We start from the raw sequence: 17,384 nt of genomic DNA, 5'->3' as shown, positions 1-17,384 counted from the left end.
CCTACTACCTTAGGTTAATTGACATGTTTGGACCTGCCGGGTCTTCCAGGTCACTTTCAAACCAACGCGCCGTTACCGTTTTAGTCTCGGTGTAAAAACGGACGCCCTGCTTACCGTATGCATGAAGGTCGCCGAAGAACGAACGCTTCCAGCCAGTGAACGAGAAGAACGGCAGTGGTACCGGAATCGGAATATTGATACCAACCTGACCGACTTCAACTTCGTGCTGGTATTTACGAGCAGCAGCGCCGCTTGCGGTAAAGATAGAGGTACCATTACCGTATGGGTTGTTGTTCACCAACTCTAACGCATCTTCCAGGCTGTCAACTTCGGTGGTACATAGCACCGGACCAAAGATTTCAGTTTTATACACTTCCATATCCGGCGTTACATTGGAGAATACTGTTGGACCCACCCAGTTGCCGTCCGGCAGACCGTCTACTTTGCAGCCGCGGCCATCAACCAGCAATGTCGCGCCTTCCTCTTCGCCTTTGCTGATAAGCGCTTCGACACGCTCTTTGGCTTGTGGGCTAATAACCGGTCCGTAAGCAGCATTTTCGTCATTCCAGGCACCAGGACGTACCTTAGCGATGGCTTCAGCAACTTCCGGAATCCATTCTTTCGCCGCGCCAACAAATACTGCCACTGAAATTGCCATGCAACGCTGGCCGGCAGCGCCAACAGACGACCCAACCATGTTGTTGATTACTTGCTGCTTATTGGCATCTGGCATGATAACGCAGTGGTTCTTAGCACCGGCAAAGGCTTGTACACGCTTACCATTTTCTGTACCGCGGCGATAAATATATTCAGCCACCGGTACTGAGCCAACGAACGACAAAGCACGCACGTCAGGGTGATCTAACAGGAAGTCGACCTGTTGTTTATTGCCGTGCAATACCTGTAACACGCCTTTCGGTGCGCCAGCCTCTTCAAACAGCTCGACCAGACGCGTCGGCGTTAATGGATCCTGCTCAGAAGGCTTAAGAATAAAGGTGTTACCACAGGCAATCGCCAGCGGGAACATCCACAGCGGGATCATAGCCGGGAAGTTAAACGGTGTAATACCAGCACAAACTCCTAACGGCTGTGTGTAGCTGTACGAATCGATTTTACGGGCTACGTTTTCAACGGTCTCGCCCATCAGTAACGATGGGATATTAGCCGCGTGTTCCACGACTTCGATGCCACGCCAAACATCACCTTTTGCATCTTCAAAGGTTTTACCGGTCTCTTGTGCCAGAATTTCGGCAATTTCTTCCTGATGTTCTTTTAGCAGCGCCTGGTAACGCATCATTACCCGCGCGCGTTCAGAAACAGGCACTTCTTTCCAGGTTTTAAAGGCTTCACGTGCACTGTTAACTGCCGCGTCCATTTCGCTTTGTGTTGCAACTGGAGCTTCAGCGATTACTTCCTGAGTCGCGGGGTTAGTCACAGGAATCCACTGTTCTGACTTCGAGGCGACAAATTCACCATCTATGTACAGAGGCACTTTCTTAGACATAATTCACCTTCTTATTGTGTTATTTTGTCATCTATTGATGAGCTAATTTAGTTAAGTGAGCCTTAACGTGACCCTCTTAATTCTGATTACTTTGCTTTGGGCCGCCAGTTTTTCGCTAATCGGCGTTTATCTTGCCGGCCAGGTTGACGGCTATTTAGTCGTATTTATTCGCATGATTTTAGCATTGATAACAGTGCTGCCGTTATTTCGCTGGCGGTATCTGTCTCCGAAAAGTGGGCAGTTACCTCAACTGACTAAACTCGCTGCTATCGGCGCACTGCAAATTGGCGCCATGTATCTGTTTCTTTATCATGCGTTTTTGTATTTGAGCGTTGCTGAAGTGCTTTTGTTCACTATTTTTACACCTCTGTATATAACGCTAATTGATGAACTGATACTCAACCGCAAACATTTACCCCTGTTGTGGTGGATTGCCGCAGCTGTATCCGTATTAGGCGCCGCAGTTATTCGTTATCAGCCTTTATCCGATGACTTTATCACCGGCTTCTTTTTAATTCAGGCAGCCAACCTTTGCTTTGCCGCAGGTCAAGTTGCCTACAAACGTTTACCCACCGGCAAGACTCTGGAACAGAGTCAGCAGTTCGCCGCGTTTTTCTTCGGTGCCAGTGTTATTGCCGGCATCGGCGTTATTTTGTTTGCTGACTTAACCAAGCAACCAACAAACAGTCTGCAGTGGGGAATTCTGTTGTGGCTCGGTATCGCTGCCTCCGGGCTTGGCTACCTTGGCTGGAATATCGCTACCAAGAGAGTAAATACCGGACAGCTCGCTACCATGAACAACGCGTTAATTCCCGCAGGGATCCTGATCAATGTGCTATTTTGGGAGCAGTCGTTTGACTATACCCGATTAACTATTGGCGCTTTGATTATTATCCTTGCCGTGTGGCTGGCCGGACGGGTTCAAAAACTAAAACCCGCCCGCTAGCCAGCAACGTTACATCATTTCGACGGCCAGAGCGACGGCTTCACCGCCACCAATACAGAGCGAGGTAACACCGCGCTTTTGGCCGGTTTGTTTAAGCGCATGCAGCAAGGTGACTAGTAGTCGCGCGCCACTGGCGCCAATTGGGTGTCCTAACGCACAGGCACCGCCATGAATATTGACCTTATTAGCATCCAGTTTCATTTCCTGAATTGCCAGCATAGTGACCATGGCAAAGGCTTCGTTAATTTCCCAAAGATCAACATCGTCTTTTGTCCAGTCGAGCTTTTTTAATAACGAATTCATTGCACCAATTGGCGCTATGGTAAATTCTGCCGGTGCTTGAGAGTGAGTTGAATGACCCATAATCCGCGCCAATGGCTGTAAGCCTTTCGCTTTTGCTTCGCTCTCGCGCATTAGAATGAGTGCCGCCGCTCCGTCAGAAATCGAGCTGGAGTTGGCTGCCGTAATAGTACCATCCTTTTTAAACGCAGCGCGCAATTGTGGAATTTTATCCAGCCGCGCTTTACCAGGTTGTTCATCGGTATCGACGGTGACGTCACCTTTACGAGTTTCGTAGGTTACTGGCGTAATTTCAGCATCAAACAAACCGTCAGTTATTGCTTTTTGGGCTTTGGTCAACGAGCCAATGGCAAACTCGTCCATCGCTTCGCGGTTAATCTTATAGTCATCTGCAGTGGTTTGAGCGTAACTGCCCATTGCCTGGTTCTCGTAAGCATCTTCCAGCCCGTCGAGCATCATATGGTCTAATACCTGACCATGACCCATGCGATAACCACTGCGTCCTTTCGCTAGCAAGTAAGGCGCACGCGACATACTTTCCATACCACCGGCGACCACGACATCAGCCGATCCGGCTTTAATTAGATCGTGACCAAACATTGCAGCCTTCAAACCAGAGCCACACACCTTATTAATCGTGGTTGCCCCTGTCGAGCGCGGTAATCCTGCGTACAACATTGCCTGACGAGCGGGAGCCTGGCCAACACCAGCGGGCAATACATTACCCATAATAACTTCCGACACGTCCTCTGCCGCCAGCCCACTATTACTGACTGCTGCTTTAATCGCTGCAGCACCAAGATTCGGCGCGCTGACTTCACTTAAACTCCCCTGAAAACCGCCCATTGGCGTGCGGTTAGCGGCGACAATAACGATTGAATCGCTCGACATGTTTCCTCCAATTGCCCTTTACGTTAACGTAAACTTCCTCTAAGCTTAGATCTTAGGGCAACAAAAAAGCAAGTCTGATGAACAATAAAATAACTTATTCAATCGGCGAACTGGCAAAACAATTTGACATTACCACCCGTAGTATCCGCTTTTATGAGGATGAGGGACTATTGTCACCGAAACGTCAGGGTCAGCATCGCATCTACACAAATAAAGACAGGGTTCGGTTAAAACTTGTCTTACGTGGCAAACGACTTGGCTTCTCTCTAGCCGAAACACGACGGTTGTTCGAGCTATATGACGCCGATAACAGTTCAGCAGCTCAACTTGAAAAAGTTCTTGAGCTTATCGAAGAAAAGAAAGTCTCTTTGCGCCAGCAAATGGAAGACATCAACGTACTATTAACGGAGTTGAGTGGTTTAGAGCAACGTTGTCAGGACGAACTCACCAATATCAAGCCGTTAGCTAAAGAAGTTCAATCTCAGGAGTAACTATGATCAGTCAATACACCACTTTTAATTTTGGCCTTGGCGAAACCGCCGACATGATGCGAGAACAAGTTAATGCATTTGCACGTGACGAAATTGCGCCACGCGCAGCTGAGATTGACGAAAACAACGAATTCCCTGCTGATTTGTGGCGCAAGCTCGGTGATATGGGCCTACTAGGGCTAACGGTAGATGAACAGTACGGCGGTTCCGGCATGGGCTATCTTGAGCATGTGATAGCGATGGAAGAAATCAGCCGTGCCTCGGCTTCGGTCGGTTTAAGCTATGGTGCCCATTCAAACTTGTGTGTTAACCAAATCGCGCGCAACGGTAATGACGCTCAAAAAGAAAAGTATCTGCCTAAACTCTGCACCGGCGAATACGTAGGTGCCCTGGCGATGAGTGAACCCAATGCTGGCTCAGACGTGGTCAGCATGAAACTGCGGGCTGAGAAAAAAGGCGATAAGTTCATCTTAAACGGTAATAAGATGTGGATCACCAACGGTCCTGACGCGCATGTTTTTGTTATTTATGCGAAAACAGAACCAGAGAAGAACTCGCGCGGCATTACTGCTTTTATCGTTGAAAAAGACTCACCAGGCTTCTCGCAGGCACAAAAACTGGACAAACTGGGTATGCGTGGTTCCAACACCTGTGAATTAGTGTTTGAAGATGTTGAAGTACCTGAAGAAAATATTTTGGGTGAGCTCAATGGCGGCGTCGAAGTATTGATGAGCGGCCTAGACTACGAGCGTGCGGTACTGGCGGCCGGCCCGTTAGGCATTATGCAAGCCTGTCTCGACAACGTTGTGCCTTACGTGCATGACCGCACTCAGTTTGGTAAAGCCATCGGCGAATTCCAGCTGGTTCAGGGTAAGGTTGCTGATATGTATACTCGTACCAACGCGGCCCGTGCTTATGTTTATGCTGTAGCGCAGTCGTGCGATCGCGGCGAGACGACCCGTAAAGATGCAGCCGGCGCTATTCTTTATTCTGCCGAACTGGCAACGCAATTAGCGCTTGATGCCATCCAGTTACTCGGTGGCAATGGTTACATTAACGAATACCCTACCGGACGCTTGCTACGCGATGCTAAGCTCTACGAAATAGGTGCCGGAACATCAGAAATCCGTCGCATGTTAATTGGCCGAGAGCTATTCAGCGAATCCAAATAAGGAGCAACCGTGGCGATTTTAACCAGTAAAGTTAATACCCGCGACGAGCAATTCAAGACAAATCAACAGGCCATGCAAAAGGTGGTCAATGATTTACAAGAAAAAGTCGCTCAAATTAAGCAAGGCGGCGGTCCAAAGTATCAGGAACGCCATTTATCCCGGGGTAAGTTGTTGCCTCGCGATCGCATCAATAAACTACTCGATGCGGGTTCACCCTTTTTAGAAGTGGGCCAGTTCGCTGCCTGGGATTGCTACGAGGATTACGTTCCGGCGGCAGGCGTTGTTGCCGGTATCGGTCAAGTTGAAGGGGTCGAGTGTATGATTGTCGCAAATGATGCGACAGTTAAAGGCGGCACCTACTACCCTCTGACGGTTAAAAAACATTTGCGCGCGCAAGAAATTGCCGAGCGCTGTCACTTGCCCTGTATCTATTTGGTCGATTCAGGCGGTGCCAACTTACCCCGCCAGGATGAGGTATTTCCGGATAAAGACCACTTTGGTCGTATTTTCTTTAACCAGGCCAACATGTCCGCTAAAGGCATCCCACAGATTGCTGTGGTTATGGGTCTGTGTACCGCCGGTGGTGCTTATGTTCCGGCAATGGCCGACGAGAGTGTCATTGTGAAAGAACAAGGAACTATCTTTTTGGCAGGGCCGCCCCTGGTTAAAGCAGCAACCGGTGAAGAAGTCAGTGCCGAAGAGTTAGGCGGTGCCGATGTGCATACACGTATTTCCGGTGTTGCTGACCATTTTGCCCATAACGACGAACATGCATTAGCACTGGCGCGCCGCTCTGTTGCTCGCCTGAATCGGCCTAAACCCACTGAGCTGGACCGTGTACCCAGCAAGCCACCGCGCTTCGATGCAAAAGAAATTTACGGCATTGTCGGCACAGACTTGCGCAAACCATACGATGTACACGAAGTGATCGCTCGCGTGGTCGACGATTCCGACTTTGACGAGTTTAAAGCCAACTATGGCAACACGCTGGTCACCGGCTTTGCTCGTATTCATGGCTATCCCGTTGGGATTGTCGCCAATAACGGTATTTTGTTCTCAGAAAGTGCACAAAAAGGTGCTCACTTTATCGAGTTATGTGCACAGCGGAAAATTCCTCTGGTGTTTTTACAAAACATCACCGGCTTTATGGTGGGTAAAAAATACGAAGCCGAAGGTATCGCCAAGCACGGTGCCAAAATGGTCATGGCCGTTTCCTGCGCTAATGTGCCTAAGTTTACGGTACTCATTGGCGGTAGTTATGGTGCCGGCAACTACGGCATGTGTGGCCGGGCTTATGATCCCACCATGATGTTTATGTGGCCCAATGCCCGTATCTCGGTCATGGGTGGTGAACAGGCCGCCGGCGTTATGGCGCAGGTGACTAAAGACAACCTGGCCCGCAAAGGCGAAAGTATGAGCGAGCAACAAGAACAAGAACTTAAAAAGCCGATCGTTGATCAGTACGAGCAGCAAGGTCACCCTTACTACGCTTCTGGTCGGTTGTGGGACGACGGTATTATTGACCCGGCACAGACTCGTGAGGTGCTGGGTTTAAGTATTGCTGCCTCGTTAAATGCACCGATAGAAGACAGCCGTTTCGGCGTCTTCCGCATGTAACCAGGAGGTCTCGATGAGTCAATACACTAACTACGAGGTCGATGCTCGTGGCGTTGCACGGTTAACTTTAAACCGTCCCGAAGTACACAACGCATTTGACGACATCATGATTGCAGAGTTGCTTGAGGCCCTTGATAAGGCAAACAACGACGATAACGTGCGCGTGTTGGTTTTGCAGTCAGAAGGGAAAAACTTCTCTGCCGGTGCTGATCTTAACTGGATGCGCTCAATGGCAGATAAGGATTATCAACAGAATATTGATGATGCCGGCCAGCTTAGCTTGTTAATGCAACGTCTGGATCAACTGTCTAAACCTACCATCGCCCTAGTACAAGGTGCCGCCTTTGGCGGCGCCGTAGGCCTTGCCGCATGCTCGGACATGGTGCTAGCGCAACCTAAGAGCAGCTTTTGTTTAAGCGAAGTAAAAATTGGCTTAATCCCTGCGGTCATTAGTCCTTACGTGGTAAAAGCGATAGGCGAGCGTCAATCGCGCCGCTATTTGCTAACGGCGGAGCGCTTTTTTGCTGACGAAGCACAGCAGCTAGGCCTGGTACACCGTATTGTCGATGATTTTGACAGTGCTCTGGGTGAATGGCTGGACGCTTTGCTCAATAATAGTCCACAGGCGGTCGCGGCATGTAAGCAGCTAATCGCCAACGTCGGCTCACGCCCTGTTGATGACAGCGTTAGACAGCAGACGATTGAAGAAATTGCCAAAATTCGCGTGTCGGACGAGGGTCAGGAAGGCTTATCTGCCTTTTTGGAAAAACGCCCTGCCGCTTGGCGCAACGACAGCTAATACAGGAACTAGCATGATTAAATCATTATTGATTGCCAACCGTGGTGAAATTGCCTGTCGTATTATTGCCACAGCAAAATCCATGGGAATTCGAACCATCGCGGTGTATTCCGATGCCGATCGCAATGCACGCCATGTTGCGTTAGCAGACGAAGCGGTTCACATAGGACCAGCGGCCAGCAGCGAGAGTTACTTACGTGCCGATAAAATTATTGATGCGGCCAAGCAAACTGCAGCTGAAGCAATTCATCCAGGTTACGGCTTTTTATCCGAGAACGAAGAGTTTGCTGATTTATGTCAGCAAAATAACGTAATCTTTGTTGGCCCTCCGGTGTCATCGATTGCCGCAATGGGCTCAAAAAGTGCTGCTAAAGCAATTATGCAAGAAGCCGGCGTGCCCTTAGTGCCCGGTTACCATGGCAGCGAGCAAGAGCCAGCAACGCTCAAAGCGAAAGCTGAAGAAGTCGGCTTTCCGTTATTATTAAAAGCAGCCTATGGCGGCGGCGGCAAAGGGATGCGGGTGGTCGAAAACATTGACGAGTTTGACGAGGCGCTGGCATCGGCCAAACGCGAAGCGAATTCATCGTTTGGCAACGACAAAATGCTGTTTGAACGCTTTATCCGCAACCCGCGGCACGTTGAAATCCAGGTGTTTTGTGACGAACACGGTAATGCCGTGTATTTAGCCGAACGTGATTGCTCAGTGCAGCGTCGTCACCAAAAGGTACTAGAAGAGGCTCCGGCCCCTGCACTCACCGAAACCACCCGCAAGGCCATGGGAGAAGCTGCCGTTAAAGCCGCTCAGGCGATCGACTATGTGGGCGCGGGTACGGTCGAGTTCTTGTATGACCAAAGTGGTGAATTCTTCTTTATGGAGATGAACACCCGACTGCAGGTAGAGCACCCCGTCACCGAGATGATTACCGGTCAGGATTTAGTCGAGTGGCAGCTACTGGTCGCCTCCGGTCAGCCGTTGCCGCTGGTACAAAATGATATTCAGGTAAACGGTCATGCCTTTGAGGCACGTATTTATGCTGAAGATCCAGACAACGACTTTTTGCCTTGTACCGGCCAGATTCGGCATTTACGCACACCTGAAGGTGAAGCTGGGGTACGTATTGATACCGGGATTACCGAAGGTGATGAAATTTCGTCGTTCTATGATCCAATGATCGCGAAATTAATTGTCTGGGACACTGACCGGGAACGCGCATTACTCAAGCTGCAGCGTGCATTAAGACAATACCGGTTAACCGGACTAACCACTAATATCGACTTTTTACATCGCTTAGCCAGTCATCCTGAGTTCGTGCAAATGAACCTGACCACAGAGTTTATTCAGCAGCACGAGCAATCACTGATGCCAGCTAAAGATCTCGATATTCAGCGAATTGGCACAGAGGCTGCGTTGTATGACGTCGTGGCTCGTCAAAATGCACTAACTGATACAGCATCGCCCTGGCAACAGGCTAATGCTATGCGCTTAAACGATGCTGCTGTCCACCAAATAGAGCTACAGCATCAGGGCGAGGTGCATGTGGTTGCTGTTGAACAACGGGGTGACCAGTTTATTACCGGTGAGGGCGACAACCAATGCAGCTGGCAGGTTCAGGTTAGTGACGACCAGCTTACAGTAATCCGTAATGGCTATCGCTATCAGCGTTTTGTTTGCGCGGATGATCAAGAGTTAACGGTCTTTACCGAGCAAGGTCCGGTTATTCTGCATCGCCATAAGGTGACTGATACATTGGTCGATGAAGCCGCTCATGGTGGCCTTGTGGCACCGATGAACGGCACCATCATGGAAGTATTGGTGAACAAAGGCGATGCCGTTGAAAAAGACCAGCCATTGGTGATCATGGAAGCAATGAAAATGGAATATACCATTCGCGCTGGTCACAATGGCGAGGTTACCGATATTTACTTCGGCGCCGGCGACTTAGTCAGTGACGGCGATGAGTTACTGGCAATGACTGAGGAGGAATAATGACCGAATCTGCACTGCCTAAGCGAGTCAAAATTGTCGAGGTGGGACCGCGTGATGGTCTGCAAAATGAAGTTGCCGTGCCGACCTCGGCCAAAGTCGCGCTGATTGATCAACTCACAGAAGCTGGCCTAAGCTATATTGAGAGTGCCAGCTTCGTCAGCCCGAAGTGGGTTCCTCAAATGGCCGATAGTGCTGACGTTATGCGCGCGATTCAGCGCGCAACAGGCGTTACTTATGCGGGCCTTACGCCAAACCTTAAAGGTTTTGACAACGCGCTAGCGGTTAATACTGACGAAGTTGCTGTATTTGGTGCAGCTTCTGAAGCTTTTAGTCAGAAAAATATCAACTGCAGTATTGATGAGTCTTTAGCTCGTTTTGAACCGGTTATCAGTGCCGCAAAAGAAAAAGGCATTCCGGTGCGGGGCTATGTATCGTGCGTATTAGGCTGTCCTTATCAGGGGCAAGTACCATTAGCCGATGTAGTAAGAGTTGCGAAGACTTTGTACGACATGGGCTGCTATGAAGTATCGCTGGGCGACACTATTGGCATCGGTACCCCGTTACAAGCCAAAGAAATGCTGCAGGCGGTGGCCGCGGAAGTTCCGATTGAACACCTGGCGTTGCATTTTCATAATACCTACGGCCAGGCACTAGCCAATATCAGTGCCTGCCTGCCGCTTGGAGTAGCGACCATTGATAGTGCCGTGGCCGGACTGGGTGGCTGCCCATACGCTAAGGGTGCCAGCGGCAACGTTGCCACCGAAGATGTGGTTTACATGTTAACCGGTATGGGCATCGAGACCGGTGTCGACCTGCAAAAACTGATTGCTGCCGGCGCCACAATTTGCCAACATTTAGAGCATGGCCCACGCTCGCAAGTCGCTCTGGCTGAGCTCGCGAAACAAGGGAAGTAATGATGACAACTGAACGACTTTGGCAACCATCAGCAGATACCATCGCTGATGCTCGTATGACGGATTTCTTACAGCAAGTTAATTCGCAACACCAGCAGGCTTTGGCCAATTACCACGACCTTTATCAGTGGTCGATTAATAATGACGAAACCTTTTGGTCAATGATCTGGGATTATTTCGCGGTCATTGGCGATAAAGGCGATACCATCGTTACGGACAAAGACAAGTTGCCCGGCGCGCAATGGTTCCCAAATGCGCAGCTGAACTTTGCTGAAAATTTATTACGTGATCGAGACGACAAAGTCGCGTTGATATTCCGTGGTGAGAATGGTGCGCGGCAGCAGCTGACCTACAGTGAGCTGTATCAGCAAGTCGCGCAATTTGCCGAGTCGTTAAAACAACGCGGTGTCGGAAAAGGTGACCGCGTCGCCGCGATGATGCCAAACTGTATTGAAACGATTGTTGCTATGCTGGCAACCACCAGTCTGGGTGCAGTATGGTCCTCATGTTCGCCTGATTTTGGGGTGCAGGGAGTACTCGACCGCTTTGGCCAGGTTGAGCCCAAAGTTATGCTAACCGTCGATGGCTATTTTTATAACGGTAAAAACTTAAATATTAAAGACAAAGTCAGTGACATTATGGCAGAGCTGCCTTCTGTCGAATGCCTGGTGCTGGTCAACTTCAGCGATCAATCTGACCGTATCAGTAACGACAAAGTGGTGAGCTGGGAAGACTTTATTGATAACTCGGCCACCCACATTGATTTTGTCCGCACCGATTTTAACCATCCGCTTTATATTATGTTCTCCTCGGGCACCACGGGAGTGCCTAAATGCATTGTCCATGGCGCCGGTGGCACCTTACTGCAGCATTTAAAAGAACATGGTCTGCATACCGATTTACACGCGGAAGATGTTTTGTTTTACTTCACCACATGCGGTTGGATGATGTGGAACTGGCTGGTTAGCGGTCTTGCTCATGGCGCCTCATTGGTGTTGTTCGACGGCTCGCCATTTGCCCCGGAACCTGAGTTTTTATGGGACGTTGCTGATGAAGAAGGGATCAGCGTATTTGGCACCAGTGCTAAATATCTGGCAGCTCAAGAAAAAGCCGAGGTGAAACCGCGTGAGTCACATGAACTGGAAAAGCTTCGCGCTATCTTAACCACCGGTTCAGTGCTGCCGCCGGAAAGTTTTGACTATGTCTATCGGGACATCAAGCAAGATGTTTGCTTGTCATCCATCTCCGGCGGTACTGATATTGTTTCCTGCTTTGCACTTGGCTGCCCTATCCTTCCGGTTTACCGGGGTGAATTGCAATGCCGCGGCTTAGGTCTTGCAGTCAATGTCTATAATGATCAGGGCAAACCGGTTCAGGGCGAAAAAGGCGAATTGGTTTGTGAAAATTCTTTCCCTTGTATGCCGATAGGATTCTGGAATGATAAAGACGGCAGTCGTTATTCTAAGGCCTATTTTGAACGGTTTGAAAACACCTGGGCGCACGGCGATTTTGCCGAACTGACGCAGCACGATGGGGTTATTATCTATGGCCGCTCGGATGCTGTCTTAAACCCCGGCGGGGTGCGCATTGGTACGGCAGAAATCTATCGACAAGTCGAAAAAGTCGATGAAGTTTTGGAAAGTATTGCTGTCGGCCAGCAATATCAGGATGACGAGCGAGTTGTCTTATTTGTACGGTTGCGTGACGGCATTGAGCTTGATGATGAACTGCGACAAAAAATCGCTAAAACAATTCGAGCTAATGCGACACCTCGACACGTGCCAGCTGTTATATTGCAAGTATCAGACATTCCGCGCACAATCAGTGGTAAGATTGTTGAATTAGCGGTTCGCAATGTCATTCATGGTGAACCGGTTAAGAATACCGATGCACTAGCTAATCCTGAGGCTTTAGATGAGTTTCGTCAGCGTCCGGAATTGTCATAGTTCATCGTTAATAAAAAAAATTAAAATGCCAGACCAAAGGCCTGTATGACATTATTTCCCGGCGCTAAGCAAGTGTTTTTGACCGCTATTGCCGGCATCGTATTAACGATGCTGGCTTTTAGCTATCTACGTTACGGTGAAAACCAGGGTGTGCGTGAAGCACTGCAAACTGAAGCGTTCAACATTCAGCGCGAAATTCGGCAAAATATGACAGCGCATTTGTTTGCGACCGAGTTGCTAGCGCGCGAATGGGAGCAAAGTGACCAGGAAATTAATGATCGCTGGCAGCGAGATGCAGAACTAATATCGCTTTATTATCAAAGTGTACAGGGCATGGTCTGGTTATCGCCAGAACTCGTCATTCAACGCTTTTACCCACCTCACCGACAGCCACAATTACTCGGTACTGAGTTTGCTGGCTCGGACATGCTCACCACCTTACAGGCTTCGGCCGGTAATCGTCACGCAATGGTCGGGGACGCTGGTAATTTGGCCCGTTTAAGCAGCGACATCGCCATGTTTGCCCGGTTAGACCGTGGCGACAAAGAGGGCTTTTTAGGGCTTATCATTAGCCTGCAAGACTTACTTAATAATGTCGTGCGCGGCAATATTTCAGAAGGTTTTCAGTTATCCTTAAGCCGCAAAGAGCAGACCCTTTACCAATTTGCCGGTGACATCAGCTTAAAAGACGACTGGCAATTACATCGCACGTTACAGGTGCTGGGTAACAGCTGGCAGCTAAATCTTTGGCTAACACCGAGTAAACTGAGAGAACTACAAGGCGGCGTATCGCTAGCGATCCTGGTTGCCGGATTATTAATCACCCTAATGTTGACCTTTGTCATCTACATCTTGTCGCAGAGTCGCTACAAAGCACAGCAACTGGCCGACGCCAACATCGAATTGTACACAGAGATTGATGAGCGCGAACGCATTGAAAAGCAGATGGCATATTTAGCCGAGCATGATTCGCTGACCAACTTAATCAATCGTAATGCCTTAATGCGTATTCTCGGTGAGAATTTAAGAGACCGTGAAAAAAGCGCAAATACCGCTATTTTATTTATCGACCTTGACCGCTTTAAAGAGGTAAACGATGCCTTAGGTCATACCGTTGGTGACGAACTATTGCGCCGTGTTGCGCGACGAATCAGTAAACTAGCGCCCAAATATAGCCGCTTAGCCCGTTCGGGCGGCGATGAGTTTCTGTTAGCTGTATTTGAACCTGAGAATCGCCAAACGGTGCTGAACCTTACCCAGCAGTTACTCACGGCACTGGATTCACATTTCTTTGTTGATGACTACGAGCTATTTATTAGCGCATCCATTGGTATTGCCTTTGCCGATGACGCCGATTATAACCCAGAGTTTTTAATCCGGAATGCCGATACAGCGCTCTATCAGGCAAAAGATAATGGCCGCAATACATTCCATTTATACAACACTGCGGTACACCGCGATTTAGCCAAAAAACTAGAGCTGGTTAAACAACTCCGTTACGCGGTAGAAAATGAAAAATTGGCGGTCTACTACCAACCTAAAGTCGAACTGCTGAGCCATCGCATAGTTGGTATGGAAGCGCTTGTGCGCTGGGTGCAAGATGACGGTACCGTGATTGGCCCCGACGAATTTATTCCAATTGCCGAAGATACCGGCCTTATCATTCCACTATCGGAATTTGTACTAAAAGAAGCCTGTAAGCAATTACACCATTGGCACCACATGGGCTTTGATGATCTGACCATGGCCATCAACATTTCCGGAAAACAGCTACACTTGCCCGATCTGGTCGATAACATCATGGATACCGTTAACTCGGCACAAGTTCCTGCCGAGCGTATTGAACTGGAGTTAACCGAGCAGGTATTTATTGAGAATATCCAGTCACACACCAACTTTATGCATTCTGTACGGAAGCATGGTATTAGTCTGGCGATCGATGATTTTGGTGTGGGTTATTCATCGCTCTCATATTTAAAGAACTTTCCAGTAACATCGTTAAAAATTGACCGGTCATTTGTTAATGACCTACCCCACAACGAAGACGATGCAGTGATTGTTCAGACCATCATTAATTTAGCGAAAAACCTAAATATTCAACTCGTTGCTGAGGGCATTGAAACCCCCGAGCAAGTTGACTTTTTAATGAATCGTGAGTGCAGTATCGGTCAGGGCTATTTATTCAGCCGTCCTTTACCAGCAGAAAAAATTACCGAATTACTCGAAAATTATCATGGGCTAATCCCAATACAGATTGCCTAGTGAAGCGGAGGTTATTGTGGAACGCGAAAGCATGGATTTTGATGTTGTTATAGTCGGTGCCGGCCCCTCAGGCCTGGCAACCGCCTGTCGACTCGGGCAACTAGCTCAGGAAAACGACCAGGAGTTAATGATTTGTGTGGTCGAAAAAGGAGCAGACATTGGTGCCCACATTCTTTCAGGCGCCGTTTTCGAACCGCGTGCCATGAATGAACTTTTCCCCGACTGGAAAGACAAAGGCGCTCCGTTAAACACGGAAGTTACCGGTGATGAAATCTTGTTCCTAAAAGACCAGGATAACCACACCCAACTGCCCGGCTTTTCTGTACCTAAGTCGTTCCATAACAACGGAAACTATATCGTCAGTATGGGTAATATTTGTCGCTGGTTGGCAGAACAAGCTGAGCAACTGGGTGTCGAGATATTTCCGGGGTTCCCCGCCAGCGAATTGCTGTACAACGACGATGGTAGCGTTGCTGGTATTCAAACCGGCGATATGGGCGTGGCGGCTGACGGCTCTGAAAAAGACGGTTATATGCCCGGCATGGAATTACGCGCCAAATATACGATTTTTGCTGAGGGCTCACGCGGCCACTTAGGCAAACAACTGATCAAGCAGTTTGACTTGGATAAAGATGCAACACCGCAACATTATGGGCTCGGCTTTAAAGAAATCTGGGACGTGCCTGAAGACGTTCACCAACCGGGTAAAGTAGTTCACACCGCGGGCTGGCCGCTCAATAATAACGGCTCCGGTGGTGGTTACCTGTACCATGCCGAAGATGGCCAGGTGTATGTTGGTCTAATCATCGACCTTAACTATAAAAACCCCTATTTAAATCCATTTCAGGAATTCCAGCGTTTTAAAACACATAGCGCCATTAAAAGCGTTTTAGAAAATGGTAAACGTGTCAGTTACGGCGCACGAGCGATCTCTAAAGGTGGTTATTATTCTTTACCGAAGATGACCTTTCCCGGCGGACTGATGGTTGGATGTAACGCAGGGACTCTTAACTTTGCTAAGATTAAAGGCAACCATACCGCCATGAAGTCCGGTATGATTGCAGCCGAGACTATTTTCTCTGCGCTGCAACAGGGTCAGCAACACACCGACTTAACCGATTATAAAGACGCTTTTGAAAATTCCTGGGTATTTGATGAGCTCTACCGCTCGCGTAATTTCGGTGGTGCTATTCACAAGCTTGGAACGACGTTAGGCGGTGCTTATAACATGCTTGACCAAAACTATTTTGGTGGCAAATTACCGTTTAAATTTAAAGAATGGACCGCGGATTATAAATGTACGGAAAAAACGGATAAACATCAGCCGATTGACTATCCTAAACCTGATAACAAGATTACTTTCGATCGGTTATCATCGGTTTTTCTATCAAATACCAATCACGCTGAAGATCAACCCTGTCATCTACAATTAAAAGACAGCGATATTCCGTTAACGGTGAATTTACCTGAATTCGCTGAACCTGCTCAACGCTATTGCCCTGCCGGCGTTTACGAGATAGTTGAAGAGGACGGTAAAGAAGTCTTTAAAATTAATGCACAAAACTGTATTCATTGTAAAACTTGCGATATTAAAGATCCGTCCCAGAATATTAACTGGGTGACACCGGAAGGTGGCGGCGGCCCGACATATCCTAATATGTAACCATTAAATATAAAGGATCGTTATGAGTGACTTCATTAATATCATTACCCATGAGCGCCGTTTAAACGCGGCGCTTAAAGAGCTTGATGTCAGTGCTTTAAAAGATATTCAGGATAAGCTGACTAATATTATTAGTAAGCGCGAGCAGCAAGAGGCTGAGTTAGAGCGTGAACGCCAACAAAAAAGAGAAAAAATAGCCGAGCTTAAAAAAACCATGCAAGAAGCTGGGATTGATATCTCCGATATCCTGGAAGAAGAGCTAGGCGGTGAGAAGCTGAACAAGACAAAAACTAAACGAGCCCCTAAGCCAGCTAAATATGCGTTTATCGATGAACACGGTGAGCGTAAAACCTGGACCGGTCAAGGACGTATGCCGAAGGGCTTGCAGAAAGCACTCGACAATGGTCGTCCGTTAGAAGAGTTTCTGATAGGCTAAACCAAACAATAAGAAAAAGGGCTTTGTGTTGCGTAAATCCTTCGTTTCCAGTGTAAAGGTGCTGAGTTTCGTTACTGCGCTACTAACCTTAGCCGGGTGTAGTCAGTTTCAGTGGCAAAATCCGTTCGCACTTGTTGCGCCAGTTAATCAACCTACTGAGAGTAAGTCGTCTGCAAGTGACCCGAATGATATTGATGTTTTAACCAATGCCGACAGCAGAAATTATCGGTTATTAAGTATTGTCACCGGTGATAGCTGCCAACTACGCCTTGATCAGCCACCTGCCTCACAACAGCAGGCAATTCAATCAATGCGTATTGATGCTGCACGTTTTGGCGCACAGGCAATCATCGAGAATCATTGCTATCAGCTACCCAGTACCCGTCATTCAAGCTGCTACACGCAAGTTAGCTGTTTTGGCAAGGCGGTCTCTCGCGTTAGCAACAACTAACGCGA

14 protein-coding genes are annotated in these 17,384 nt (G+C 48.5%); 12 read left to right on the top strand and 2 right to left on the bottom strand.

Annotated elements, in window-relative coordinates:
* Positions 1-4 precede the first annotated feature (4 nt).
* Positions 5-1,504, bottom strand: coding sequence for a CoA-acylating methylmalonate-semialdehyde dehydrogenase (locus CWI81_RS02050; protein ID WP_126783570.1), 1,500 nt, complete (start codon positions 1,502-1,504; stop codon positions 5-7).
* A 67-nt stretch (positions 1,505-1,571) separates the two neighbouring features.
* Here CWI81_RS02050 and CWI81_RS02045 point away from each other — a divergent pair, with 67 nt between their 5' ends.
* Positions 1,572-2,450, top strand: coding sequence for an EamA family transporter (locus tag CWI81_RS02045; protein ID WP_126783569.1), 879 nt, complete (start codon positions 1,572-1,574; stop codon positions 2,448-2,450).
* 9 nt (positions 2,451-2,459) lie between these two features.
* On the opposite strand, the gene CWI81_RS02040 is transcribed toward CWI81_RS02045, so the two are convergent.
* Positions 2,460-3,641: an acetyl-CoA C-acyltransferase gene (locus CWI81_RS02040; RefSeq protein WP_126783568.1), complete on the bottom strand. Its 1,182-nt coding sequence runs from the start codon at positions 3,639-3,641 to the stop codon at positions 2,460-2,462.
* Positions 3,642-3,718: 77 nt separating this feature from the next.
* On the opposite strand from CWI81_RS02040, the gene CWI81_RS02035 reads away from it, so the two are divergent.
* Genes CWI81_RS02035 through rcsF form a run of 11 tightly spaced genes read left to right on the top strand, consistent with a single transcriptional unit; the run spans position 3,719 to position 17,379 of the window.
* Positions 3,719-4,132: a MerR family transcriptional regulator gene (locus CWI81_RS02035; protein WP_126783567.1), complete on the top strand. Its 414-nt coding sequence runs from the start codon at positions 3,719-3,721 to the stop codon at positions 4,130-4,132.
* A gap of 2 nt (positions 4,133-4,134) precedes the next feature.
* Positions 4,135-5,304 carry an isovaleryl-CoA dehydrogenase gene (locus CWI81_RS02030; protein WP_126783566.1) on the top strand — a complete coding sequence of 390 codons (1,170 nt, stop codon included), beginning with the start codon at positions 4,135-4,137 and terminating at the stop codon, positions 5,302-5,304.
* 9 nt (positions 5,305-5,313) lie between these two features.
* Positions 5,314-6,921, top strand: a complete 1,608-nt coding sequence (locus CWI81_RS02025; protein ID WP_126783565.1) for a carboxyl transferase domain-containing protein — start codon at positions 5,314-5,316, stop codon at positions 6,919-6,921.
* Between the two features lie 13 nt (positions 6,922-6,934).
* Positions 6,935-7,720, top strand: a complete 786-nt coding sequence (locus CWI81_RS02020; RefSeq protein ID WP_126783564.1) for an enoyl-CoA hydratase/isomerase family protein — start codon at positions 6,935-6,937, stop codon at positions 7,718-7,720.
* Between the two features lie 13 nt (positions 7,721-7,733).
* Positions 7,734-9,707 carry an acetyl/propionyl/methylcrotonyl-CoA carboxylase subunit alpha gene (locus CWI81_RS02015; RefSeq protein ID WP_126783563.1) on the top strand — a complete coding sequence of 658 codons (1,974 nt, stop codon included), beginning with the start codon at positions 7,734-7,736 and terminating at the stop codon, positions 9,705-9,707.
* Complete coding sequence (locus CWI81_RS02010; protein WP_126783562.1) at positions 9,707-10,621, top strand: hydroxymethylglutaryl-CoA lyase; 915 nt, start codon at positions 9,707-9,709, stop codon at positions 10,619-10,621. Before CWI81_RS02015 ends, CWI81_RS02010 begins: the two co-directional genes overlap by 1 nt.
* A gap of 2 nt (positions 10,622-10,623) precedes the next feature.
* Complete coding sequence (locus CWI81_RS02005; RefSeq protein WP_126784440.1) at positions 10,624-12,567, top strand: acetoacetate--CoA ligase; 1,944 nt, start codon at positions 10,624-10,626, stop codon at positions 12,565-12,567.
* A gap of 45 nt (positions 12,568-12,612) precedes the next feature.
* On the top strand, positions 12,613-14,829 hold the full coding sequence (locus CWI81_RS02000; RefSeq protein ID WP_126783561.1) for a putative bifunctional diguanylate cyclase/phosphodiesterase: 2,217 nt from the start codon (positions 12,613-12,615) through the stop codon (positions 14,827-14,829).
* A 16-nt stretch (positions 14,830-14,845) separates the two neighbouring features.
* Positions 14,846-16,492, top strand: coding sequence for an electron transfer flavoprotein-ubiquinone oxidoreductase (locus CWI81_RS01995; RefSeq protein ID WP_126783560.1), 1,647 nt, complete (start codon positions 14,846-14,848; stop codon positions 16,490-16,492).
* Positions 16,493-16,514: 22 nt separating this feature from the next.
* Complete coding sequence (locus CWI81_RS01990) at positions 16,515-16,928, top strand: H-NS family histone-like protein (protein ID WP_126783559.1); 414 nt, start codon at positions 16,515-16,517, stop codon at positions 16,926-16,928.
* 28 nt (positions 16,929-16,956) lie between these two features.
* Positions 16,957-17,379 (top strand): Rcs stress response system protein RcsF, encoded by a 423-nt coding sequence (gene rcsF, locus CWI81_RS01985; protein ID WP_157983288.1) that lies wholly within the window; start codon positions 16,957-16,959, stop codon positions 17,377-17,379.
* Positions 17,380-17,384 lie beyond the last annotated feature (5 nt).

It is taken from the genome of Idiomarina seosinensis, from assembly GCF_003987275.1.
Lineage (GTDB): Bacteria > Pseudomonadota > Gammaproteobacteria > Enterobacterales > Alteromonadaceae > Idiomarina > Idiomarina seosinensis.
The sequence above is the reverse complement of the archived record's forward strand: the minus strand, read 5'-3'. Positions and strand labels throughout refer to the sequence as shown.

Excerpts from the sequence above, each read along its gene's own strand:
- CWI81_RS02000 (WP_126783561.1), top strand. The coding sequence starts at position 12,613 with ATGACATTATTTCCCGGCGCTAAGCAAGTGTTTTTGACCGCTATTGCC.
- CWI81_RS02030 (WP_126783566.1), top strand. The coding sequence starts at position 4,135 with ATGATCAGTCAATACACCACTTTTAATTTTGGCCTTGGCGAAACCGCC.
- CWI81_RS01990 (WP_126783559.1), top strand. The coding sequence starts at position 16,515 with ATGAGTGACTTCATTAATATCATTACCCATGAGCGCCGTTTAAACGCG.
- CWI81_RS02010 (WP_126783562.1), top strand. The coding sequence starts at position 9,707 with ATGACCGAATCTGCACTGCCTAAGCGAGTCAAAATTGTCGAGGTGGGA.
- CWI81_RS02020 (WP_126783564.1), top strand. The coding sequence starts at position 6,935 with ATGAGTCAATACACTAACTACGAGGTCGATGCTCGTGGCGTTGCACGG.
- CWI81_RS02005 (WP_126784440.1), top strand. The coding sequence starts at position 10,624 with ATGACAACTGAACGACTTTGGCAACCATCAGCAGATACCATCGCTGAT.
- CWI81_RS02040 (WP_126783568.1), bottom strand. The coding sequence starts at position 3,641 with ATGTCGAGCGATTCAATCGTTATTGTCGCCGCTAACCGCACGCCAATG.
- CWI81_RS02035 (WP_126783567.1), top strand. The coding sequence starts at position 3,719 with ATGAACAATAAAATAACTTATTCAATCGGCGAACTGGCAAAACAATTT.
- CWI81_RS02015 (WP_126783563.1), top strand. The coding sequence starts at position 7,734 with ATGATTAAATCATTATTGATTGCCAACCGTGGTGAAATTGCCTGTCGT.
- CWI81_RS02050 (WP_126783570.1), bottom strand. The coding sequence starts at position 1,504 with ATGTCTAAGAAAGTGCCTCTGTACATAGATGGTGAATTTGTCGCCTCG.